23 protein-coding genes are annotated in these 20,997 nt (G+C 47.2%); 5 read left to right on the forward strand and 18 right to left on the reverse strand.

Going from position 1 to position 20,997, the window contains the following annotated elements:
- Positions 1–11: 11 nt before the first annotated feature.
- From MHI45_RS05205 to MHI45_RS05225, 5 genes are all read right to left on the reverse strand, one after another.
- Positions 12–824 carry an ABC transporter permease gene (locus tag MHI45_RS05205; RefSeq protein ID WP_038593902.1) on the reverse strand — a complete coding sequence of 271 codons (813 nt, stop codon included), beginning with the start codon at positions 822–824 and terminating at the stop codon, positions 12–14.
- A complete protein-coding gene (locus tag MHI45_RS05210; protein ID WP_038593905.1) occupies positions 808–1,845 on the reverse strand; it encodes an ATP-binding cassette domain-containing protein in 1,038 nt (345 codons plus the stop codon). The genes MHI45_RS05205 and MHI45_RS05210 overlap by 17 nt, the downstream gene beginning before the upstream one ends.
- Positions 1,846–2,316: 471 nt before the next feature.
- The gene (locus MHI45_RS05215) at positions 2,317–3,051 is read right to left on the reverse strand and encodes an AAA family ATPase (RefSeq protein ID WP_076112484.1); all 735 of its coding nucleotides are present in this window, start codon (positions 3,049–3,051) and stop codon (positions 2,317–2,319) included.
- A gap of 136 nt (positions 3,052–3,187) precedes the next feature.
- Positions 3,188–4,408 carry an MFS transporter gene (locus tag MHI45_RS05220; protein WP_076112483.1) on the reverse strand — a complete coding sequence of 407 codons (1,221 nt, stop codon included), beginning with the start codon at positions 4,406–4,408 and terminating at the stop codon, positions 3,188–3,190.
- A 234-nt stretch (positions 4,409–4,642) separates the two neighbouring features.
- Positions 4,643–4,930, reverse strand: a complete 288-nt coding sequence (locus MHI45_RS05225; RefSeq protein WP_076112482.1) for a DUF6809 family protein — start codon at positions 4,928–4,930, stop codon at positions 4,643–4,645.
- Positions 4,931–5,038: 108 nt separating this feature from the next.
- On the opposite strand from MHI45_RS05225, the gene MHI45_RS05230 reads away from it, so the two are divergent.
- Positions 5,039–5,257 (forward strand): helix-turn-helix domain-containing protein, encoded by a 219-nt coding sequence (locus tag MHI45_RS05230; protein ID WP_076112481.1) that lies wholly within the window; start codon positions 5,039–5,041, stop codon positions 5,255–5,257.
- 205 nt (positions 5,258–5,462) lie between these two features.
- Complete coding sequence (locus tag MHI45_RS05235) at positions 5,463–5,738, forward strand: hypothetical protein (RefSeq protein WP_076112480.1); 276 nt, start codon at positions 5,463–5,465, stop codon at positions 5,736–5,738.
- 88 nt (positions 5,739–5,826) lie between these two features.
- On the opposite strand, the gene rbsB is transcribed toward MHI45_RS05235, so the two are convergent.
- The 8 genes from rbsB to MHI45_RS05275 all read right to left on the reverse strand — a co-directional run bounded on the left by rbsB (position 5,827) and on the right by MHI45_RS05275 (position 13,474).
- Complete coding sequence (rbsB, locus tag MHI45_RS05240; RefSeq protein ID WP_038593917.1) at positions 5,827–6,744, reverse strand: ribose ABC transporter substrate-binding protein RbsB; 918 nt, start codon at positions 6,742–6,744, stop codon at positions 5,827–5,829.
- A 15-nt stretch (positions 6,745–6,759) separates the two neighbouring features.
- A complete protein-coding gene (locus tag MHI45_RS05245) occupies positions 6,760–7,728 on the reverse strand; it encodes an ABC transporter permease subunit (RefSeq protein WP_076112479.1) in 969 nt (322 codons plus the stop codon).
- Between the two features lie 2 nt (positions 7,729–7,730).
- Positions 7,731–9,212, reverse strand: a complete 1,482-nt coding sequence (locus MHI45_RS05250; protein WP_076112478.1) for a sugar ABC transporter ATP-binding protein — start codon at positions 9,210–9,212, stop codon at positions 7,731–7,733.
- 21 nt (positions 9,213–9,233) lie between these two features.
- Entirely contained in the window at positions 9,234–9,629 is a 396-nt protein-coding gene (gene rbsD / locus MHI45_RS05255; protein ID WP_076112477.1) for a D-ribose pyranase, read from the reverse strand.
- Between the two features lie 2 nt (positions 9,630–9,631).
- A complete protein-coding gene (gene rbsK / locus MHI45_RS05260) occupies positions 9,632–10,510 on the reverse strand; it encodes a ribokinase (protein ID WP_076112476.1) in 879 nt (292 codons plus the stop codon).
- Positions 10,511–10,515: 5 nt separating this feature from the next.
- Positions 10,516–11,514 (reverse strand): LacI family DNA-binding transcriptional regulator, encoded by a 999-nt coding sequence (locus MHI45_RS05265; protein ID WP_076112475.1) that lies wholly within the window; start codon positions 11,512–11,514, stop codon positions 10,516–10,518.
- 178 nt (positions 11,515–11,692) lie between these two features.
- Positions 11,693–12,682: a hypothetical protein gene (locus tag MHI45_RS05270; RefSeq protein ID WP_076112474.1), complete on the reverse strand. Its 990-nt coding sequence runs from the start codon at positions 12,680–12,682 to the stop codon at positions 11,693–11,695.
- 213 nt (positions 12,683–12,895) lie between these two features.
- The gene (locus MHI45_RS05275; RefSeq protein ID WP_076112473.1) at positions 12,896–13,474 is read right to left on the reverse strand and encodes an NAD(P)H oxidoreductase; all 579 of its coding nucleotides are present in this window, start codon (positions 13,472–13,474) and stop codon (positions 12,896–12,898) included.
- A gap of 240 nt (positions 13,475–13,714) precedes the next feature.
- On the opposite strand from MHI45_RS05275, the gene MHI45_RS05280 reads away from it, so the two are divergent.
- The gene (locus MHI45_RS05280; protein ID WP_076112472.1) at positions 13,715–14,104 is read left to right on the forward strand and encodes a winged helix-turn-helix transcriptional regulator; all 390 of its coding nucleotides are present in this window, start codon (positions 13,715–13,717) and stop codon (positions 14,102–14,104) included.
- Positions 14,105–14,342: 238 nt separating this feature from the next.
- Here MHI45_RS05280 and MHI45_RS05285 read toward each other — a convergent pair whose 3' ends face one another.
- From MHI45_RS05285 to MHI45_RS05305, 5 genes are all read right to left on the reverse strand, one after another.
- Positions 14,343–14,819, reverse strand: a complete 477-nt coding sequence (locus MHI45_RS05285) for a hypothetical protein (protein ID WP_076112471.1) — start codon at positions 14,817–14,819, stop codon at positions 14,343–14,345.
- Entirely contained in the window at positions 14,816–15,196 is a 381-nt protein-coding gene (locus MHI45_RS05290; RefSeq protein ID WP_076112470.1) for a hypothetical protein, read from the reverse strand. Before MHI45_RS05290 ends, MHI45_RS05285 begins: the two co-directional genes overlap by 4 nt.
- Before the next feature lie 171 nt (positions 15,197–15,367).
- Positions 15,368–16,510: a DUF4179 domain-containing protein gene (locus tag MHI45_RS05295; RefSeq protein ID WP_076112469.1), complete on the reverse strand. Its 1,143-nt coding sequence runs from the start codon at positions 16,508–16,510 to the stop codon at positions 15,368–15,370.
- Entirely contained in the window at positions 16,476–17,069 is a 594-nt protein-coding gene (locus tag MHI45_RS05300; protein WP_076112468.1) for an RNA polymerase sigma factor, read from the reverse strand. Before MHI45_RS05300 ends, MHI45_RS05295 begins: the two co-directional genes overlap by 35 nt.
- A 154-nt stretch (positions 17,070–17,223) precedes the next feature.
- Positions 17,224–18,117: a LysR family transcriptional regulator gene (locus MHI45_RS05305; protein ID WP_076112467.1), complete on the reverse strand. Its 894-nt coding sequence runs from the start codon at positions 18,115–18,117 to the stop codon at positions 17,224–17,226.
- 133 nt (positions 18,118–18,250) lie between these two features.
- On the opposite strand from MHI45_RS05305, the gene MHI45_RS05310 reads away from it, so the two are divergent.
- Both MHI45_RS05310 and MHI45_RS05315 read left to right on the forward strand, forming a co-directional pair.
- Complete coding sequence (locus MHI45_RS05310) at positions 18,251–18,838, forward strand: LysE family translocator (RefSeq protein WP_076112466.1); 588 nt, start codon at positions 18,251–18,253, stop codon at positions 18,836–18,838.
- 210 nt (positions 18,839–19,048) lie between these two features.
- The gene (locus MHI45_RS05315; RefSeq protein WP_076112465.1) at positions 19,049–20,923 is read left to right on the forward strand and encodes an LTA synthase family protein; all 1,875 of its coding nucleotides are present in this window, start codon (positions 19,049–19,051) and stop codon (positions 20,921–20,923) included.
- The last annotated feature ends 74 nt before the right edge of the window (positions 20,924–20,997 follow it).

Here is a 20,997-nt window from a genome sequence, read left to right on the forward strand (position 1 = left end):
AATCCAAACAGTTACGTACGACGCATATATGCACGCACGGTGATGGGAGCGAAGATCGCTACGATTACAGCCGCTCCGACGAGGGAGAAGACAAGATCTGTGCCCATCGTCCCCGAGTTGACCAGCTCCCGGACAGCTGTCACCAGATGCGAAATCGGGTTAATATTCACGAACCACTGGAGCCAGTCCGGCATGGTATTGACCGGCACAAAGGCATTGGAAAGAAAGGTGAGCGGGAACAGCACAATCATGGATATCCCCTGCACACTGGAAGCCGTGCGTGCTATTACGCCGAAGAAGGCGAAAATCCAGCTGATCGCCCAGGAACATCCGATCACGAGGAGCGCTGCGATTGCTACATGCCCGATCCCGCCTTCGGGACGAAAGCCCAGAAGATATCCCATGACAAAAGTAAGCACTGTCGCTATGGTGTACCGGACGGTGTCGGCAAGCAATGCTCCTGCGAGCGGGGCAATCCGCGAGATCGGCAGTGACTTGAACCGGTCAAACACTCCCTTTTCCATATCCTCCCTGAGCTGAACGCCTGTAACTATGGAAGTCGTAATAACGGTCTGTACGAGAATGCCGGGGATGATGACCGGCAAATAATTATGCACATCTCCGGAGATCGCACCGCCAAAGATATAAGTAAACATCAGCGTGAAAATGATAGGCTGAAACGTGACATCAAACAACTGCTCGGGTGTACGCTTGATTTTCAGCAACCCCCGATAGGCCATTGTGAGTGAATTCCGTACCGATTGGCTAAAGCTCGAATGATTTTTCAGCTTTCGTTCGGCACCCGGTTTAATGATTGTACTCATACTGTTGTTCCTCCACTTTGTTCGATTTGCCGGACGCCTGAACCGCGTCCTCCTGTACACCATGGCCCGTGAGCGTCAGAAATACCTCATCCAGCGTTGGTTTCTGCACACTTAATTCGGCTAGCGGGATACCTGCTTCGCGCAGCGCGATCAACAGATCGGTAACCCGGTCGGCGTTGCCCATAGGTGCAGTGATTTTCGCCACTTCCGCCGAAAGACTGGACGGTACCTGAAGCACCTGTTGCACAAGCCGGCGGGCATTCGTGAGATCTTGCGGATTCTGAACCTTTAAATGCAGCGACGAGCTTCCGACAGAGGATTTCAGTTCATCTACGGTGCCCTCGGCAACCACACGGCCATGATCAATAACCGCGATCCGGTCGGCCAGTTGATCAGCCTCTTCAAGGTATTGCGTGGTTAGCAACACGGTTGAACCCGACTTCACCAGCCGCCGGATCGTATCCCACATTTGGTTGCGCGTACGCGGGTCCAAACCAGTCGTGGGTTCATCCAGGAAAATGAGCGGTGGCTGCGCAATCAGACTTGCGGCCAAATCCAGCCTCCGGCGCATACCGCCGGAGAAATTTTTGAGCGGACGTTTCGCCGCTTCGGTGAGTCCGAATTCCTCCAGCAACTCCGCTGCCTTATGACGCGCCTCGGCACGTCCCAGTCCGAGCAAGCGGGAGAATATCACCAGATTCTCTGTCGCACTAAGCGACTCATCGACTGAAGCGTACTGGCCGGTCACCCCGATCAGCTGACGCACAATCTGCGGTTCCTTTACCACATCATGTCCGAAGATCCTCGCCGAACCTGCATCCGGTCTTAGTAAGGTCGCCAGCATTCGGATGGCTGTGGTCTTCCCCGCTCCATTCGGACCCAGCACACCGTAGATCGAACCGGTGCCCACTTTCAGATCCACGCCGTCCACCGCCCGGTTGTCTCCAAAGACTTTGACAAGCCCCTGCGCTTCAATGGCCCAATCGCCGTGGTGTGGTGCTGTTTTCGTTAATTGATTCATTTGCAATTCCTCCTAAACAACTGAATATATAAGGATGGTAAGCCCCTTATTTAAACTGAATATAAACCTGATATGTATTTCCTCAGTGCTGCTTTATTATAATCCCGCACCTGCTGGATCTTAACGGTCTGTGAGATGATTTAAAGCTCGGCCTCGGGATGGATAAACCAAAAAAGCCGCCCCTCTCGGACCGGCCCATAATCACTTTTTTTCAAGGAAGTTGCAACCCTATATAGATTGAACATGAGAATTACATGTAGGGAAAAGTGGCGGAGGGGAATTTTGGAACTGGAGGAGCGATAGCGTCCGCCTGAAAGTTTTCCGCAGGAAAGCTCGCTTCGGAAGCATGGGCAAGGTTTGGATTTCTACCGCGATTCGCGGTTAAATTCAGGAAATCCAAACCTAACAGCGGCCGGAAGTCCAAATATTCTCTGGAGTCACGGCCAATCCCAAAATAGAAGAATTATAAGTTCAATTCTTATAGTCATTTTCATCCGAATCGCTGAACAGCTCACGCAGAACACTCTTTCTATTTTCGAGAAACCGTCTTGTGATCATGTAATGCATCGTCTCTTCATAACGAATTTCCCCAACCGGGTCTTCATCGAAATTCAGAATCTGGGCATCCGGATAACCGAGAAGAATCGGCGAATGTGTAGCTATGATGAACTGGGCTTCATGCTCCAGATCCTTAATAATACGGAGTAAGGCCAATTGCCGTGCTGGCGAAAGAGCCGCCTCCGGTTCGTCGAGTAAATAAATCGCCTTTTTGCCGAAACGATGATTAAAGAGTGCCAGAAAAGCCTCACCATGGGATTGCTCGTGCAACGAGCGCCCACCATAATACTGCAAGCTCTGAGGCATAGTATCCAGATGAGAGGCAAAGTGATAAAAGGTCTCTGCCCTAAGAAAAAAGCCGTTTGTAACTTTGGGCAGCCATGATAGGCGAATATGATCTCCCAGAGCTGAGTGGGAAGCATCCACCTCGTAGAGGTTGTTCTTGCTGCCTCCTGCAGTATTAAACCCGCATTGATAGGCCATGGCCTCCAGAAGGGTTGATTTGCCCGAACCGTTTTCTCCCACAAAGAAGGAAACGTTTGATTTGAATTCGATGGTGCTGAGGTTCTTTAGAGCTGTAATGGAAAACGGATAACGGCTATGGTCCATTTCATGTTTCCTCAGAATTTCAAGACTGCGCAAGAACAAGGTACCCTCTCCCCACCATTTTTCTGCAATTGTTCCATCGTTGTTCTTACCATACACCTGCGGAGAATGTTTGATCTTCCGGCCGCTGTAGTCGTAAGAATTTCTTGATTTCGTTCCGCTGTTCGCGGCTAAACGTCTATTCAGTCTCAGTGCGCTGCCGGAACGCCAGCCGCCGAAACTGAATGAAGATAAACAGAGCGGTCAGCATCACGACAATTCCTGAACCGAGGAACCATAGTTGCACGCCGTATTCATCCACCACGGGTCCTGCCAACAGAAGTCCAATCGGTGAAGACAGCATCATAATACTGGTCACGAGTGAAATGACGCGGCCCAGCATCTCCGGCTCGAATGAACGCTGAATCATCGCCATGAAGGGGCCATTGAAGAAGGGTGCGGCACTGCCCATGAAGAACGAGAGAACCGCAAAGATCACAAAAGCATTCGGACCAATCAGGCCGCTGATTACACAGGTCAGGCCGATGACCAGCAGACCCAAGCTCATATAGCTAATATCACTCCATTTGGATGAGAACACCGACAGAAGCAATCCTCCCAAAATCATCCCGATGCTGAACACCGCTTCCACCAAGCTGGCACTATAGCCCCCACGGCCAAAATGAGACAACGTCATATAAGGAAATAGTGTCGCCAGCGGCATAAACGCGATACTGAACACTGCTGTAGCCCCCGTAATCAACACAATGGGTTTTGCTTGAATGAGTGCGCTCCAACCCAACCGGAATTCATGGATAAAGGAGGGTGAAACTGTTGCCTGCGCTTTGGGCTGATGAATCTTCACCAGGAACAGCATTAGATTCGCAATCAGCGCCCCGGCCACATCCAGGAGCAATACCGCCCCAAGCGAAGTCGCCGAATATACTGCTATCCCAAGCGCTGGACCCATTACATTCGAGAAAGAGAAGACCATCTGCTGCCAACCCGCGACTCTTGTCAGCTCCTCTTCCGGTGCAATCAACGGAACGGCCGCCTGGAACGCCGGGGCATGAAAGGCCGAAGCCGCCGAACGCAAGCTCAGAATGATATAGACGAAGCCGAGTCCCGGCTCCCCCAAAATGAAATAGAACCCTAAGATCAGACTGAAGAGCGCAATTGCGCTATCCGCAATAATCATCGTTAATTTACGGCTCCAGCGGTCCAGCCAGACCCCTACGAAGGGACCCAGGACAGCTTGCGGCAAGAATGCAGCCAATCCGGCAATCATCAAAACTGCGGCTGACCCTGTCGATTCCGTCAAATGCCAGATCACCGCGAATTGAACCATCGAACTCGTAAGTATAGAGAATATCTGTCCGCTAAAAATAAGCGCGAATGTTTTTTTCCATTGTTTTTGCATAAGGTCATCTCCTTTGATTGAAAACTCAAATAAACTCATTCCCTTAGCATAGGCAGACTGAAACAGGCGCATAACAAATAAACTCATTCCCTTGTCTCGAAAAATGGGCGAGTTCACCAGTCTTGCACCTCCAATTACCGTAAACGTATGGAATGGGTCACAAGGAGCACCTCCTGAAAAATTATGTTTATTATAACATCGCCTATCCTCCATGAGCCAGTTTCAATTGTTCTTTTACGAAGAATTTGATCTATCCCCACCACCCAACACCTCAAGCATCATCAAGACTCCCAACCTGAAACCTTGCGTGTATGACGCAGCAGCATAAATGGATGTAGTTTGACCCAGCAAATCTATTAATTCCTCCAAAGCATCGAATTCTTCCATTGTGAGTTTCTTTTGATAGGCTTCTATTGTCTTTGAAATCTGCTGATTTAGCAGTTGGTATTCAGGAGTATTGGGATGAATGGACTCGTCTGGACGTATATTACCGTAAAATAAGTTTTCCAATAAGTTACTCATGGTTAAGCCCCTTTCTCTTTCGCCATACTAATACAATCTTAGCGATTATATCGCTAAAAATCAATAGCGACCTAATCGCTAAAGTATGATGAAATTGAGGTGGTCATTATGTATGAGAGAATCAGGGATCTTCGTGAAGACAAGGATTTATCACAAGCACAGGTTGCAGCATATCTCGGTTGTAGTCAACGAATCTACAGTAACTACGAGCGAGGTGACGTAAATATCCCTGTAGTTATTTTGATAAAACTTGCTGATTTGCATCAGACCAGTACTGATTATCTTTTAAACAGAACAAATCATAAAGCTCCTTATCCTAAAAAATAAATAGGATAACTGCAAAAGCTCCCGCAGCATCATATATTATGCTGTGGGAGCTTTTGTTTTTTAATAACATATCCTGCCTTTCTAACCCTTTCCCCAATACTTAACCTCCACCGGTATTGTTGGAATTGTTAGGTCCAATTTTCGGGGCTGCCTTTGCCTTTATGGTATAATTAACCAAGTAAATTCTATTATGGAGGTAATGAATATGAAAAAAAACATTTCAGTTGCATTGATTCTCGCAATTTTACTTATCTCTTCGTCAGCTTGTGCAAAAAATAGCCCCACTAAATATGTAGATGCAAATGGAAAAGAGTATACATATAGTCTTGAGTTAAGCGGCACAATGCCAAATGCTGAAAAGTCGAGTAAATGGGTTATTTACACGAATGATGCTGATTTGACATTTGATGAGGCAGCAAAAAGTATATTGAGTTCTAATTCAAATGACTGGATTGATATGCATATTGTTTCAATGGAATAATATAGGGCTAAAAAAAGCCCGGTGATGCAGGAATTCCTGAATCACGCGGGCTTTTCATGGGTTGAAGCAGAATATGCCTTGTCTTCTATTACTCTTTCACGATCAGCTTCAGCGGTGCGGGAATCATCGGCTTCACGGTTTGCCCGTCCAACACATCCTTTGCAGCTTGAACGGCCAACTGGCCGATTAATTCGGGCTGCTGGGCAATGGTTCCGGTCAGTTTGCCCGCCTCGATGGAATCAAGCGCGTCTTTGTTGCCGTCGAACCCGATTACGGGGATGTTTTTACCCGAGCTCTGGATCGCTTCAATCGCCCCAAGAGCCATTTCGTCATTGTGTGCGAAGACTGCCTGCACGCCCGGATTTCCTTCGATCAGGTTCTCCATGACGGTCAATCCTTTGGTGCGGTCGAAATCGGCGGTTTGCTTTGCAATAACCTCAAGCTGGGTATCCGCGATTTCATGGAATCCCTTACCCCGTTCACGGGTGGCTGATGCGCCCGGCGATCCTTCCAGCTCGATGACCTTCGCGCCTTTGCCCAGCTTCTGGACGATATATTCGGCCGCCATGGAACCGCCTTTGATGTTGTCCGAAGCAACCAGCGCTTTGACATCTCCTTTATCCGCCGAGCGGTCTAATGTAATGACGGGGATATCCAGGCTGTTCGCCGACTGGACCGCCGTCGAGATTGCCGATGAATCCACAGGGTTGATCAATAACGCGTCTACCCCTTTTTGTATCAGATCTTCCACATCATTGTTCTGCTTGGCAGAGTCATTCTGCGCGTCGATAACCAGGATCTCCACCCCTTGCTTATTCGCCTCCGCCGTCACGCCGTCTTTGAGGGCCACAAAGAAGGGATTGTTCAGGGTTGAGAGAGATAAGCCGATTTTCAAATTTTGCCCGTTGCCTTCATTATTGGGCTTGGCCCATTCCGGGGGCTCCAGGGAGCAGCCGGTCATTAGCAGCAGCAGTATGGACGTCAGGACTAAAGTGATTTTTTTCATAATAGAATCCCCCTTTTATGCGGCTTTCTTGCGGTCAATCAGTACGGCTATCGCAATGACAATCCCTTTGACCACCATTTGGTAGAAAGAAGAAACGCCCAGCAGATTAAGCCCGTTGTTCAGAATTCCGATAATGAGCGCACCGATTAAGGTACCCACAATACGTCCGCGGCCCCCGGTCAAGCTGGTGCCTCCCAGTACAACGGCCGCGATAGCATCCAGCTCATAGGAGGTTCCCGCCGTTGGCTGGGCCGAATTCAACCGGGAAGTCAGAATGGCCCCGGCCAATGCCGACAGCATACCTACCAGTGAATAAATCATAATTTTGATGCGGTCTACCTTAATCCCGGAAATTATTGAAGCTTTCTCATTGCCGCCGATGGCATAAGTCTTGCGGCCGAACGGCGTTTTGTGCAGTACGACCCACAACAGAGCGAACACGATAATCATCGTCACAGCGGGAACGGGAATGCCCAAGAAGTACCCGCGGCCAAACAATTGGAACGTCATGCTGTCTCCAAGGCCCGTAATCGGGTTGCCATCCGTATAGACTAGGGTTAATCCCCGGAAGATCGTCATAGTCGCCAAGGTAGCGATGAACGGTGCCATTTTACCCTTGGTAATCATTAGGCCGTTGACCATCCCGATCACTCCACCCAATACACAGCCGCCGATAATCGCCAGTATGGGATTCCAGCCCGCCAACAGCAAGTTGGCCATGAAGGCACTGGAGAGCGCGAGAACGGAACCCACCGATAAGTCAATTCCGCCTGTCAGAATGACAAAGGTCATGCCAAAGGCGATCAGCGCGTTGATCGCAACCTGCCGGAGCAAATTCAGAATATTAAGCGGCTCCAGAAAGCTTGGGTTCAGCATGGACACGATGAGAACAAGAATAAATAAACCCAACAGCGGACCCAACTTCTGTGTAATCTGCCCCACCCGCAAACTCTTCTTGTCTTTGCCATCCGTAATTGTTGTCATCTCTATTGCCCCCCTGTGGCTAATGTCATAATGCTTTCCTGCGTCGCTTCCTGCCGAGAGAGTTCTCCGCCGATCTCCCCTTCATGGACCACTATTATGCGGTCACTCATCCCCAGAATCTCTGGCAGTTCAGAAGAGACCATAAGGATCGCAACGCCGCGTTCAGTTAACTCGTTCATGAGCTGATAGATTTCGCGCTTCGCTCCCACGTCGACGCCGCGTGTGGGTTCATCCAGAATCAGCACGCTGAGGCCGATACCAATCCATTTGGCGATGACCACTTTCTGCTGATTACCTCCTGAGAGCTGACGCGCCAGCGTAGATGAAGACTCCGTCTTGATCTGAAGACGCTGAATGAGCAGGTCCGCGAAATCTTTTTCCTTCTTGTCTATGATTACACCCTTGGGGGCGAAGCTGGATAAATTCGTCATTGCCATATTGTCCCGAATGGAAAAATCAAGAATCAAGCCCTCATCCTTCCGGTCCTCCGTAACGAAGCCGATACCCGCTTGCATCGCATCATGGGGATTGCGGATTGCCGCTTGCTTTCCCCGAATCTTCACCTCACCGCTGTCCAGTGTATCCAGTCCGAACAACGCTCTCATGATTTCCGTCCGGCCCGATCCCATCAATCCGGAGAATCCAATAATTTCACCGGCCCGCACCGAGAAGTTAACGTCTTTAAATTTTCCCGTTTTGCAAGCATTCTTCACTTCAAGCACCACTTCTCCGGGCTGGAAGACGCGCTGAGGGAAACGGTCCGTTAATTGGCGCCCGACCATTTTCCGAACCACATCGTCAAAATCCGTGTCTGGAATGGCTTGGGTATCTATGGTTTTCCCATCCCGCATGACGGTGATCCGGTCGCATATCGTAAAGATCTCCTCCATCCGGTGCGAAATATAGACGATGGAGACGCCTTCTTTTTTGAGGGAGGCAATGACTTCGAATAATTTCTGAATTTCCCGTTCGGTCAGTGCAGCCGTGGGTTCGTCCATCACGATAACCTTGGCATGGGTCATGAGCGCCTTGGCAATCTCGATCATCTGTTTCTCCCCGACGGAACATTCCCCAGCCTCCTGGTTCAGTGGAATCGTCACGGAGAGCTTGCGGAACTGTTCGTTTGCTAACGCTTTCATTTCTTTCATATTCAATAGCCCAAGTGAAGAGATTTTTTCCTTCCCGATAAACAGGTTCTCCAGAACCGTCATATCCGGCCATACATTCAGCTCCTGGTGGATAAAGGCGATCCCGCTTCGCTCTGCTTCTCTGGGGTTGGCAAAATAGGTTTCCCGCCCATCAATGTGAATCGTTCCCTGATCCCGCTGATGAAGACCAATCAGAATGTTCATCAGCGTGGATTTGCCGGCACCATTCTCCCCCATCAGGGCATGAATCTCCCCATCCAGCAGCTCAAAATCTACCCCCGCAAGAACCGGGTTGGTGCCAAAGGACTTATAAATGTCTTTCATTGCAATGCGCATATCCCTCGAACCTCCTCCATATCAAAAATAGACGCCGGCTTGCAGGATGCAGTTCGCGTAAGGCTTCGCTTCTCCCGTGCGAACAATCACCTTGGCCTTCTGGGTCAACTGCTTGAATTGCTCATGGGTAAGCGCCTCTATCGGCGTTCCCCTGAATTTATCATTCACATATTGCGAGGTTGCTTGATTATTCACGGCCAGTTCCTCGGCCACAATCACCTTTTCGATCACCATATCCTCCGCAATGACATCGACGACCTCTTGAAAGCCGGGGACGCCCAGTTTTAGGGCCAGGTCAATCTTGAGAACGCCCGCCGGAATCGGCAGTCCGATATCTGCAATGACAATCATGTCGGTATGGCCCAGGTCGGCCAGTATTTTGGAAATATGACTGTTCAATATTCCATGTTTCTTCATAATTAAAGACTCTCCTCGACTTCAGCTCTCATGGGCATGCCGCCTTGAGCGCCGAATTTTGTTACGGATAAAGACGCTGCACGATTCGCGAACTTCACGCTGTCCGGGATGGAGCTGCCTTCGGCCAGAGCCACGGCAAATGCGGCGTTGAACGTATCTCCAGCTCCAGTTGTATCTATAGCCTCCACTTGATAAGTGGGCACCAGCACCTCGCGCTCTCCATCGTAATACCGCACGCCGCTGCTACCCTCCGTTATGAATAGCTTGCCCGGAAACTTCCGTAAAGCTTCTGCTTTATCCATCCCGCTGAACAAAATGGAGCATTCGTGTTCATTCGGCGTAAGATAGGCAGCCTTTTCGATCACCGCTTCACTAAGCGGGCGGGCAGGCGCTGGATTGAGCAGCAAGGGCACATTGATTCTCTGGCAGAGGCTGCTAACATACGATACCGTTTCCTCCGGAATTTCCTGCTGCACCAGGACCATATCGGCGCTTCGGATGGCGTCCAGTGCCCGTTCGACCAGAGCAGGTGTGACGTGATCATTTGCACCTTTGACCACGATAATGCTGTTGTCCCCCTCAGCTAAAACGATGTGGGCTGTTCCGCTCTCTACATGTGTAACCGGTTCCACATTGGTGGTAATAACGCCATTTCTTTTAAAATTGTCCATGATCGCTTTGCCGTAAAAATCGTCCCCGATACAGCCGATCATCGTTACCTCAGCACCCAGCCGTGCGGCGGCAACCGCTTGGTTCGCACCCTTGCCTCCCGGAACGGTGGTGAAGCGGTCTCCTAGAACCGTTTCACCAACTTGAGGCCGTTTGGAAGCGGTTACCACCAAATCCATGGAACAGCTTCCAATTACACAAATCTTAGCCATATCTTTCACCCTTTCTTACTGGTTTCCATTCTGCTCCGGGTAGTTTCCCGCTCGATGAAGCTGACCGGCAACTGAATGATCTTATCTTCCACCTGATCCTGCTCAATGAGCTGAATCAATAATCGGGCGGCCTCACTGCCCATGTCACGTGCAGGCTGGCGGATAGTTGATAAAGATGGCGACATCAGACTGCTGAGCGGAATATCGTCAAAGCCGATAATCTGAACGTCCTCCGGTACGGTTTTGCCCAGCCGGTGAGCTTCATGAAGAACCGCTGTGGCCACAATATCATTACTGGCGATCACGCCGTCTGTATCCAAAAACCGTTCAAACAGCTCGGTCGCCCATTGCTCTGCTTCGGTATAGGAAAAGGATGATGTCCGGATCACATTGTAGCTGATCCCCATTTCTTCAAGCGCTTCGGCCGCGCCCTGAAACCGGTCCTGCGCCGGCTTGACATGGGCCGGTCCTTGGATAATGGTAATCCGGCTGCTGCCTCTTGCGACCATTTCCTGAGCGGCGAGACGTCCGCCCTTCCGGCCATCCGCGTAAACGGAAGGACTGTCATTGGAAGTACGGTCCAGGAAGACGACCGGAATATTCATTTCCAGATAAGCCCCGCTGTCGGGAAAATTCGTTGAAGATATCACACCTACAACATTATTCTGTACAAAAGTGCGGATATAATCCAGCTCTTTCTCCTCATTCTCGTCACTATTGCCAAAAATAATCCGGTACCCATTCTCTTGCATGTAATCTTCGATACCGCGTGCCAACTGTGGAAAAAAAGGGTTGGTAATATCCGGCAGCAGTAAACCGATTAACTTGGATTTGCGTTTGTATAAAGACCGGGCCACTTCATTGGGGGAATAATTGCTTTGCCGGATCGCCGCCTCTACCTTTTTGCGGGTATCGATGTTGACATAACCTGATTCATTGATCACCCGTGAAACCGTGGCCACCGAAACGCCGGCAATTTTGGCGACATCCTTAATTGTAATCATGGACTGCTCTCACTCCCTCATGTGTGTAACCGGTTACATGTTTTACATTTACAGATTAGCATATCCCGATTTGATTTACAAGCACCAAAAAAAGGCACTTGCACGAAGCAAGCACCTCATACTTTGCGCCCCTGTGGAATACGGTCTGGGCGATAGGTCTGGGTTCAAATCCACAACATCACCCAGCCATGTTCGCAACGGCATACCGCAGCAGCTGCTCACGCGTATCTAGCGGAATGTCCTGAGGCTCATCCACCAGAGCATGCGGGTTCACCTCTATCTCTTCTCCAGCTTCTGCCTTTAAACGGGCAAACTCTTTAATGGTATCTACAGGACTGGAGTGACTTCCCAGCAAATGAGAGGTTAACCGCTCCGTCAACTCTTGCGGATTCTCCATCTTAAAGCACAGCTTCCCTTCTGTCAGCCGGATCTGCGACTCATACTGATCTCTTTGATCGGTAACGGTCCATCCCGGCCAAGCTGTGCGAATCTGCTGCAACAGAGTCCCCGCATCCGGGGCATACCAGATATCTATCGTTCGTGCCAGCAAATCCAGGTGGAAGCCTTGATCCGGTGTCTCTTTCGGCCATTCGTTTAAGTCCAATTCTGTGCTGCCTTCCGATTTATTAAGCAATTCTACCAGCGAAGGCCCCTGCAATAGATAATCTTCCAGCTCCGATTGTACCGGGTATAGCCGCAGTTCCCCATCCAGATAAACCACGCTTGCCACCGTTCGGACCCAGCCGTCCCTGGATTCAGGCACCAGCGCTAATGGTGTAATGGTCCTACTCACTTCACTGATGAGTTCTTCCACCGGATAACCCACATAAGCTGCCATGTCCAATATCCCGGAAGAAGCCCATTCAATGGTCCATCCCGGCCATAAGGGCTGCATCATCTTCAATAGATGCCGGCGCAGCGGAATCTCATAATGCTCGTCTTCTCCGCCGTACCACAATAATTGCCGGTGATCCAAATCCACACATGCACAGCCTTCCGCCCATGCATTGTCCAGCCAACCCTCTGCTGGTTCCTGCTGTTCAATAAAAGCCACAGCCGCTTCCGGCCCCCAGAACAAATCATTTGGAAGAGTAATTGCGCACCAATGGCTGTAGTACAAAGAGTAATTACCTTCCCGAATAATCATGAGATTGGCCCGATGTCCCATACTCTACCTCCTAGTGAATTAATGCAGTTTCTCCGATCTCAACTACCTCAGCGATGTTAATTCTTTGTGCACTTTTTCGCTTGATATATTATTCGGCTTAACTACCTCTTTCCCCTCTGAGGTTAATAGAATGATCCTGAATTGGGCGGGAATTCGCGCACAAAGTTGCTCGGAAAACGTAGCTATAACAGCAGCAGCAAACCGCCCTCCAGCTTAATGATCCTTGGCATAATTCAAACCTAAGCGGTAAGCTTGGTTCAGCAGCATTTCGAAATGACCGGGATTTGAATCCATGGTCTCATATAAGAATTCAACCTTGGAATTGGAAACACCGCAATAATCTGCAATTCCTACATTCAGCAGATGAGTAATCGTTTCATCATAGTTACGCTTTTTCATCTGTTCTTTCGAAACGCCAGCCAAACTAATCCACAAGACATGCTGATGATGAAGGTGGTTCGAACCGTATGCAAACCCATTGTTCCATACACGGTCAATATACCCCTTTAGCATAGCCGGCAAATGCCACCACCAAAGTGGAAAAATAAATGCCAAAGCATCATGCTCCTTCATCCGTCTTATTTCCATTTCTACTTCAGGGGAAAAGGACTGTTCCGCAACTAACCAATCGGGTTCATCTGCTCCTTTTAAAACAGGGTCAAAACCAATCCCGTGCAAATCCAATATCTCGTAGTCGTGGCCAGCCTCGGCAAGACCTTGTACGAAACGACCAGTCACCTGAAAGGTCAAGGAATCTTTTCTCGGGTGTGAAACAACGATTAATACTTTCATGCTTGTATCTTCACTACCTTTCTTGAGCAGCTGACTTCTAGCCATGATCAATGGCTGATGCTATTATAAACAGTAGGAAAATGATCTGGAAGTACGCACTTTTAAGTTCTATAGGAAGATACAGGTGCCATAGGAACATGGAAGTACCCTAGGCAGATTCCCTAGAAACTGACCTGAGTAACAGATTGAAGTGATTGGTTCTTCTCAGCAAACCTAGCCTTTTTAACGGAGGATTAAGAGATGACTGAACAGATGAAAAATAGCGTTCAAAAGAAGTATCAAGTTGGAGTGGAAGCGGCTTTAGAAGTAATGGGAGGAAAATGGAAGCCTTTAATTATCTACCATTTGATGACAGGACGGAAACGAACGTCTGAGCTTCGTCGGTTAATACCCGGCATTACTCAAAAAATGCTGACCACTCAGCTCAGAGGCCTGGAAAAGGATAAGATTGTTACACGAAAGGTTTATAAGGAGATCCCCCCTAAAGTGGAGTATGAGTTAACGCACTACGGCTGGGGATTAAAACCCGCGCTAGACCATTTATGCTATTGGGGAGAGGATCACCTGGAAAAGATTCATGGAGACAAATCCAAGGTTTTGGAAGAATTTCAAGACTGCTGTATTGAATGAATTTAAGTTACTACTTAGCCCCCGGTTCATGAGAAAAGAGTGACGTAGCCACTGCGGAGAGGGGGGGCCTCCGATCAATCTTTAAAGGGTCTCCCCTCCGTTTCTGTTACGTTTGCCAGCCAACCTAAGTAGTAATGTTCATCCAGCTTATCGAGACATGCTTCATTCTGATCCGCTCTATTCAGCAATCTGCGTAAAAAAGACCCTTCCCGGGAAGAGTCTCTGTCAGGTTGATTCATTAATCCCAATTATTAAAAACTATCTCTTTAAGTACTTGTGGTTTCCAATATATAATCTGCTTCAGTTCATCTTGGTTCAGGTTTTGAATCATCTCTTCATTAACTCTCATTTCAAGATCCTCAAGCCCTAATATGCGATAAATATCGCAGCGATCATTACTTTCAAATTGCTCTCTGCATCGAGAAAAGGTATTAATATAATATGTATTATCAATAAATTCAATATTTCCATTTCTATATTTGCTTGCAAATGCTACGAAAGGATATTGTTTGTTCATGATTATATACACCTTACCAGATGCCTTAGCCAGTTCTCCAACGTAGTAATTTGAAGTGTAAAAAATCTCTACAACATTAACTATATCCAACTCTAATTCTTCTGAAAATTGGTGACAGAAGACTTTAAATTCTTTATCCGTAATTTTTGTTGTGGCTAAACTCTTGCCAAATCCCGTAATACCTTCCGGAAGGATCATACTTGATTCTCCAATTTGTCCTTTACTCGTTCAATAAAATTAAGCAACTGCGACTGCTCTCTTCGTTCTGCTATCATCGAATCCATTACTTCTACTGTCACATCACGGCCTCCACTTAAATTCGTAAATAGCGAACCAATGGTATAAATCGGCCCCCACGGTATGCCCCACCATCCGAACAATACACTAATTAACGTGAATTTGAGCCCTGTACCAACTGAACCCATTCTTGGTTCTATGTAATAGATTGACGAACTCTTCCGGAAGGTCATGAAGATGATGGATATACAATATGTATACACGACAAATTTCCCGCCTTGTTCAACCTCCTGCTCTAATGTATCCCAAGGGAGTCCCCCCAGGCCAATAATATCCATCTTACAATTCCCTCCATATGTATGAATAGTTGCAATATTCTTTTGCAGAGTGATTGTAACATAGATTCCACAAATTGTAATCGAACAATAGTCACGTTCCTAACTAAAGAAAACCACGCCATTTCGGCATGATTTCCTTTTCGAGCTATGCAGATAGGACTGTCACATCATTTACGGTTGGAGTGGGATGGTCATTTTCAAATCCTTCAGATATGTGCGCTCTCCCAGATTTTCAATCCCTGGAAGAATATTGCCCTTGCTGTCTTTCTTTTGCCCCACAATACTAAAGTCATCATTCTTCACGGTCAATGTAAATGGTTTGATTGTTACCGTTTTAGGTGTAGCGGCAAATGGAGCATACAATTCATTAACGTGATACGAAGTTTCCGGTTTGCTGTTGAAGAACCCGAATCTGTATGGGTCAAAGGCATTTCCCTGATCATCAACAATCTCATAGTACACTTTACTTGCACTGTAGTCGCCTGACTGCTCCTTAGACTGTGGAACCTCACCCTGGCTGTCCAAGATCAGACGGGTGGAGACTGGGGAAACAAACAATTCCTTGACGGTATAACTAAAAGATCCATCCGATTTGGAGATGTCCGGCTTGACCACAAGTGCATTGTCGTCCAACTTTACAGGTACCTTGAATTCATAAGTTTCATTAACCTTAGCGATTTTAGCCTGAATCGTCAGATCGAATTGGTCAGGCAGATTCAAACCATGTGTCAATTCGACCATATAAGCATTCTCATGAAATGGCACATCACCAAAACCACCTGAGCTGAACTTGATCTCCTGCCCGTCAGCAAGCAAAACCGGAGGTTCAAATTTTGGTCTCGGATCATTAGGGGAATTCACCTCTGCACCTTCGTGTTCCAGCACGAAAGATAAACGTGTGCCATCATACAGCAGATTGCCCAGCTTCAGAGTGATTCCGTCATGAGTCACACTTTGTCCAGGTTCGGATAGAATTCCTTGCGCAATAGCGGTCTCCACCGCTTGATGGCTCGTTCCTTCATAAATGATGCCAAGGCCCGGAATCTGCTTTAGAGTTTCTGCCATGACCGGTGATACAAATCCTGCGCCGATCGTACCTGCACCAAGTACTCCTGCAATTGATGCCGCAATTGCGGTTTTTTTGAAGACACTGGATTTTGAATTCGAAGTTCTAGTTCTTCTGTTCATATCATGCTCCCCAATCTTGTTCATAATGTAACTGCTCAGTTCCCGCTTTGGCAAAGCGGATTCACGAATTATTTGTTCAATGGCATCCAGCTCAGTATGTTCTGTTTGCTTCGGCAATTGTCCCATGTACTCTCTCTCCTTTGTGGCCTATGCGTTCCATTAGCTTTTTGCGCAGCCGTTCATATTTTTTTCTGACCGTAGCGGTCTTGAGTCCCATAATTCCACTTATCTCCTCAAAGGTGTACTGTTCTACCGCTTTTAGAAGCAGGATGTGACGTTCTTCCGTTGTGAGATAGGCCATAAGTTCGTAGATCACCGAATCTTGTCGGGAGATGTGCATCTGTGACTGCTCGTCTTTGCAATGTTCAACCAGCCTCAGCCAACGACCTTGTTTCTTCTTCATGTTGATCAAATGATGGTAGGCCAGCTTGTAAAGCCAAGCCGAAAAAGAAATACTGCTACTGTAGTGATGAAGGTTTTGATAGGCGCGGATAAAGATTTCCTGCACGGCATCTTCTGTTTCTGTATGATTTTTTAGAATATAGAAACAATAGGTATACATTTGCCGCTCAAACTGATGAATGATAATTTCGTAGGAATGCTTGTCTCCTGCTCTGACTGCTTCCACAGCCTTCTCGATCATGTTCTTCCTATCATCCTCTTCCCCGGGGATGGTTGGCTGCACAATCTCACCTCCTTCCGTATGTTTACCTATATAACAATCCCAAAGCATGATTTTATGACACGATCAGGTGATTTCTTCTATTTCTTTCAAGCTTACGAAAAAGACCCTTCCTGTGAAGAGTCTAATTAGAATCGTATGTTCACAGCAAATCTCCTTAATACTCAATTTCCGCCGTGTGCCACATTCGCTCTACGATCAAGCCTATTTCATGAAGCACAGAATCACTCCGTTTATCTTTCGGATACCCAAAATACAGATCAATCTCAAGATCAATGCCGTTCCAGATCTGCAGCTTATTGTCCTCGGCAAAACGCATTGCAATCGGCTCCGCCAGCAGCGAGCAGCCGGTCTCCCGCCCGACCAAATCCCCGATCAGCGATTCGTCATCGACATACATGATTTTGAGCGGAAGCAGATTCTGCTGCAGGAAATAATCAATGGATTGTTTATAGAAGGGACAACCCTGTGTCGTCCAGATCCATGGCTTCTGAGTAAAATACTCCAACGTTAACTCCCCTTCAGGCATAGCCCAACTGTTAGGGTAGACAACAACCATCCTGAAGGAATGTAGTTTGATCGAATGTACGGACGGATGTCCGGCAGTTCCATAGTAAAAACCCGCGCTTATCCGGGTGCTGGTCACATCCTTAAAGAAATCTTCACTTTTGATGTCCATAAAATGCAGCTCTACTTGCGGCAAACTCTCCGAGATGAACTCAATCAATGGTTTGATTTGAAGAACCTGCCCGTCTGTATTCAATCCAATCCGAATAGGTTCCGTTGAATTTGTCAGCAAATCACTTGCTTTATATTGAAAATCGTCAATGGATGCGAGTATTTTCTGCGCTTCCGGCAGTAGCTGTGAACCTTTTTCCGTAAGGACCATCCCTCTGGAGGTTCGGTAAAAAAGTGCAAAACCCAGCTCATTCTCCAGAGCTTTCAGCTGCGCGCTTGTTGCCGGTTGGCTCGTGTTGAGCTGTGCTGCCGCTTCGGTTAAGTTGCCTGTCCGGGCGATCTCGACAAAGCTCTTTAATTGGTACAGTTCCATAGCTCTCCCCCCTTTAGTTGCTGTTAAATAAACCATTCGTTTTTCCGATGGACTTCATCCGAACATACAATTGGACGGCGCGATTCGGATGAACTATAGTAACTCCAGAATGACTGACAAGGAGTGTGCAATAATGTCTCTATTCATTGCCATGTGCTTTTTTTCATTAACCATGTCGATTTCTCCAGGTCCGGTGAACATGACAATTCTGTCTACGGGAGTCAATTACGGATTCAAGCGTTCTATCCCGTTGGTGTCCGGCGCAACCGTAGGCTTTACGCTCTTGCTAATCGCCGTTGGACTTGGAATATCCAATCTCGTAGCCCAAGCTCCGGTATTCTATCAGTTACTAAGATACGCGGGCGCAGGGTACATGAGTTATATTGGCTACAAAATAATGGTATCCCGTCCAGAGATCGAATTCAAGGAGGAGCGGCTCCCACATTACCGTCATGGCTTGCTCATGCAGTGGCTCAATCCCAAGGCTTGGATCGCTTGCCTTTCCGGTGTTTCGGCCTTTGGGTTAAATGATTCCTATTCTTCCCTGCTTGTTTTTGTATGTATCTATTTCCTGATTTGCTATCTTTCGCTTACCGCCTGGGCCCTTCTGGGCTCAAAACTGCAATTTCTCACCAAAGTGAAGAACGGGATTAAAGTGTTTAACCTTGTAATGGGAGGATCATTGATTATAGTAGCAGTTTATCTGATGTTCACGAAATAGCATGGCTTCAACTTTTAACACTTCAGCCCTCATATAGACCTCTTTAGCTTGTTAAGAGAATTATACTGTGAGTAGTCAAATCCAGTAATTGACATGAATTTTACATAATAAGGTTTCATTTCTCTTAAATCCTTCTTCCAATCTAGTTGATTTTGAGCGCTTCCATGTAATAGAATGGACTAATTAAAAAGAAAAGGATGCGCATAACCGATGCGGTTGAAGAAACCACGTACACTCAGTAAAAGATCCATATTATTTTTCTCACTGATTATGCTTGCCAAAAGCTATTTTGCTTGGTATTACTTGTTCGAAGACGGGCCAACCTGGACTACATGGTTCAAAGAAATTCCTTTTGTGCTATTGATCTTCTGCTTGATCGAATGGTTCGCTACGAAACGTAAAATAGCCATCTACATGTTTGTGAATTTGCTCATTACCGTTTTGTTCTTCTCTTTGATTGTATATCATAATCATTTTGGTATTATTGCTACCTCTCAGGTCATCGGCCAGGCGAAACAGGTGGGAGCCGTGAAGAAAAGTATTTTTTCGGTCATGCACCCTCAATATATGCTTATTTTTCTGGATATCATTATCATTACTTTTGTTATGTTTAGCCGAAAGAAAGCAGTCGCCTGGAAAAAAGCCATGTCACGCCGAAGTAACCGCAAAGTGGTGGCTGCCTTGTTCTGTGTTTCTTTCGCGATCTGTGTAATGAATATTTTTCCGAACCAGGCCAGTATGAATGAAACCATCCAGGCTGAGCAAATGGGAATTCTCAACTATGAAGCCTACGCCCTGCTTGCGGAGCGTGAAGAAGAGCTTATTGAGCTCTCCAAAATTAATCAATCCGTCATTGATCAAACTAAAGGCATTGAGGCTCAATCCAATCCGCTCTTGTTCGGAGCCGCCAAAGGAAAGAACCTGATTATTATTCAAATGGAGTCTTTTCAGAACTTCCTGATTAACTTGTCGATTGACGGGCAGGAAATCACTCCGAATCTGAACAAGCTTGCCGCCGGGAATTTCTATTTCCCCCGTTTCTACCAGCAGGTTGGACAAGGCAACACTTCCGATGCTGAATTTATCGTGAACACTTCCTTTTATGTACCACCGAATGGTCCAGCTACTGATATATATGCTCCCAAAGAGCTTCCAAGCTTACCTAAGCTGCTGCAGGCGCAGGGTTATGATACGGCAACCTTCCATACGAATGAAGTTGACTTTTGGAACCGCGGGGAGCTTTATGAGGCATTAGGATTCGACCGCTTTTATGACAAATCTTACTTCGGCGAAGATGACACCGTCTTCTACGGGGCGTCCGATGAAGTTCTTTACAAGAAGACATCGCAAGAGCTGGCCCGAATGGACCAAAGTGCTCAACCTTTCTATTCACATGTAATCTCGATGTCCTCTCATAATCCGTTCTCGATTCCTGAAAGCAAATACAAAATGACATTGCCGGAACGATTCGAAGGAACGCTCGTTGGCGATTATATTCGTGCTCAGAATTACGCGGATTACGCGCTTGGACAGTTTATCGACGAACTAAAGCAGAACGGCGTATGGGATAACAGCTTAATCGCATTATATGGTGATCATCGGGGACTTCCTATTTTCTCACTTAAGGATGAGGATAAAGTCTTACTTGAGGAAATTCTGAACCATGAATATACGGAACGCGATTTGATTAATATTCCGTTAATCATAGCTTCTAAGGGGATTACGACTCCAACCGTAAAGGATCAATTAGGCGGACAAGTTGATATTTTACCTACGGTATCCAATTTATTAGGGGTAACGCTAGATAACCATATTCATTTTGGACAGGATCTGTTAAATGAATCCGCCTATAACCTGCTGCCGCAACGCTATTATTTACCTACCGGATCTTTCGTGAATAACGAAGAGCTTTTCTTATCCGGCAGCGGCTTTGAAGATGGTCAACATTATACTTTATCCGGAGATGGCGCTAAACCGCTTCAATCCACAGAAGATGAGTTCAATCGTGCCCTGGAGCTCCTCCAGCTGTCAGACAGTTATGTGACGCAATTACCTGATAGAGAAGTTGCCGAAGTAGAACAGTAGGCACAGCCCTCACGGCAAGGACAGCCCTACATAGCTCATTCAACCCCACCGTTATTAAACGGTGGTTTTTTTTG

The sequence above is a fragment of the Paenibacillus sp. FSL H3-0321 genome (genome assembly GCF_038002865.1).
Lineage (GTDB): Bacteria > Bacillota > Bacilli > Paenibacillales > Paenibacillaceae > Paenibacillus_AQ.

Bases quoted from the DNA above. Each gene is read 5' to 3' on its own strand.
- MHI45_RS05270 (WP_076112474.1), bottom strand. From the start codon at position 12,682: ATGGGACATCGGGCCAATCTCATGATTATTCGGGAAGGTAATTACTCT.
- MHI45_RS05210 (WP_038593905.1), bottom strand. From the start codon at position 1,845: ATGAATCAATTAACGAAAACAGCACCACACCACGGCGATTGGGCCATT.
- MHI45_RS05295 (WP_076112469.1), bottom strand. From the start codon at position 16,510: ATGGGACAATTGCCGAAGCAAACAGAACATACTGAGCTGGATGCCATT.
- rbsD (WP_076112477.1), bottom strand. From the start codon at position 9,629: ATGAAGAAACATGGAATATTGAACAGTCATATTTCCAAAATACTGGCC.
- MHI45_RS05220 (WP_076112483.1), bottom strand. From the start codon at position 4,408: ATGCAAAAACAATGGAAAAAAACATTCGCGCTTATTTTTAGCGGACAG.
- MHI45_RS05310 (WP_076112466.1), top strand. From the start codon at position 18,251: ATGTCTCTATTCATTGCCATGTGCTTTTTTTCATTAACCATGTCGATT.
- MHI45_RS05235 (WP_076112480.1), top strand. From the start codon at position 5,463: ATGAAAAAAAACATTTCAGTTGCATTGATTCTCGCAATTTTACTTATC.
- MHI45_RS05245 (WP_076112479.1), bottom strand. From the start codon at position 7,728: ATGACAACAATTACGGATGGCAAAGACAAGAAGAGTTTGCGGGTGGGG.
- MHI45_RS05250 (WP_076112478.1), bottom strand. From the start codon at position 9,212: ATGCGCATTGCAATGAAAGACATTTATAAGTCCTTTGGCACCAACCCG.
- rbsK (WP_076112476.1), bottom strand. From the start codon at position 10,510: ATGGCTAAGATTTGTGTAATTGGAAGCTGTTCCATGGATTTGGTGGTA.
- MHI45_RS05230 (WP_076112481.1), top strand. From the start codon at position 5,039: ATGTATGAGAGAATCAGGGATCTTCGTGAAGACAAGGATTTATCACAA.
- MHI45_RS05205 (WP_038593902.1), bottom strand. From the start codon at position 824: ATGAGTACAATCATTAAACCGGGTGCCGAACGAAAGCTGAAAAATCAT.
- MHI45_RS05275 (WP_076112473.1), bottom strand. From the start codon at position 13,474: ATGAAAGTATTAATCGTTGTTTCACACCCGAGAAAAGATTCCTTGACC.
- MHI45_RS05225 (WP_076112482.1), bottom strand. From the start codon at position 4,930: ATGAGTAACTTATTGGAAAACTTATTTTACGGTAATATACGTCCAGAC.
- MHI45_RS05290 (WP_076112470.1), bottom strand. From the start codon at position 15,196: ATGGATATTATTGGCCTGGGGGGACTCCCTTGGGATACATTAGAGCAG.
- MHI45_RS05280 (WP_076112472.1), top strand. From the start codon at position 13,715: ATGACTGAACAGATGAAAAATAGCGTTCAAAAGAAGTATCAAGTTGGA.
- MHI45_RS05305 (WP_076112467.1), bottom strand. From the start codon at position 18,117: ATGGAACTGTACCAATTAAAGAGCTTTGTCGAGATCGCCCGGACAGGC.
- MHI45_RS05285 (WP_076112471.1), bottom strand. From the start codon at position 14,819: ATGATCCTTCCGGAAGGTATTACGGGATTTGGCAAGAGTTTAGCCACA.
- MHI45_RS05315 (WP_076112465.1), top strand. From the start codon at position 19,049: ATGCGGTTGAAGAAACCACGTACACTCAGTAAAAGATCCATATTATTT.
- rbsB (WP_038593917.1), bottom strand. From the start codon at position 6,744: ATGAAAAAAATCACTTTAGTCCTGACGTCCATACTGCTGCTGCTAATG.
- MHI45_RS05265 (WP_076112475.1), bottom strand. From the start codon at position 11,514: ATGATTACAATTAAGGATGTCGCCAAAATTGCCGGCGTTTCGGTGGCC.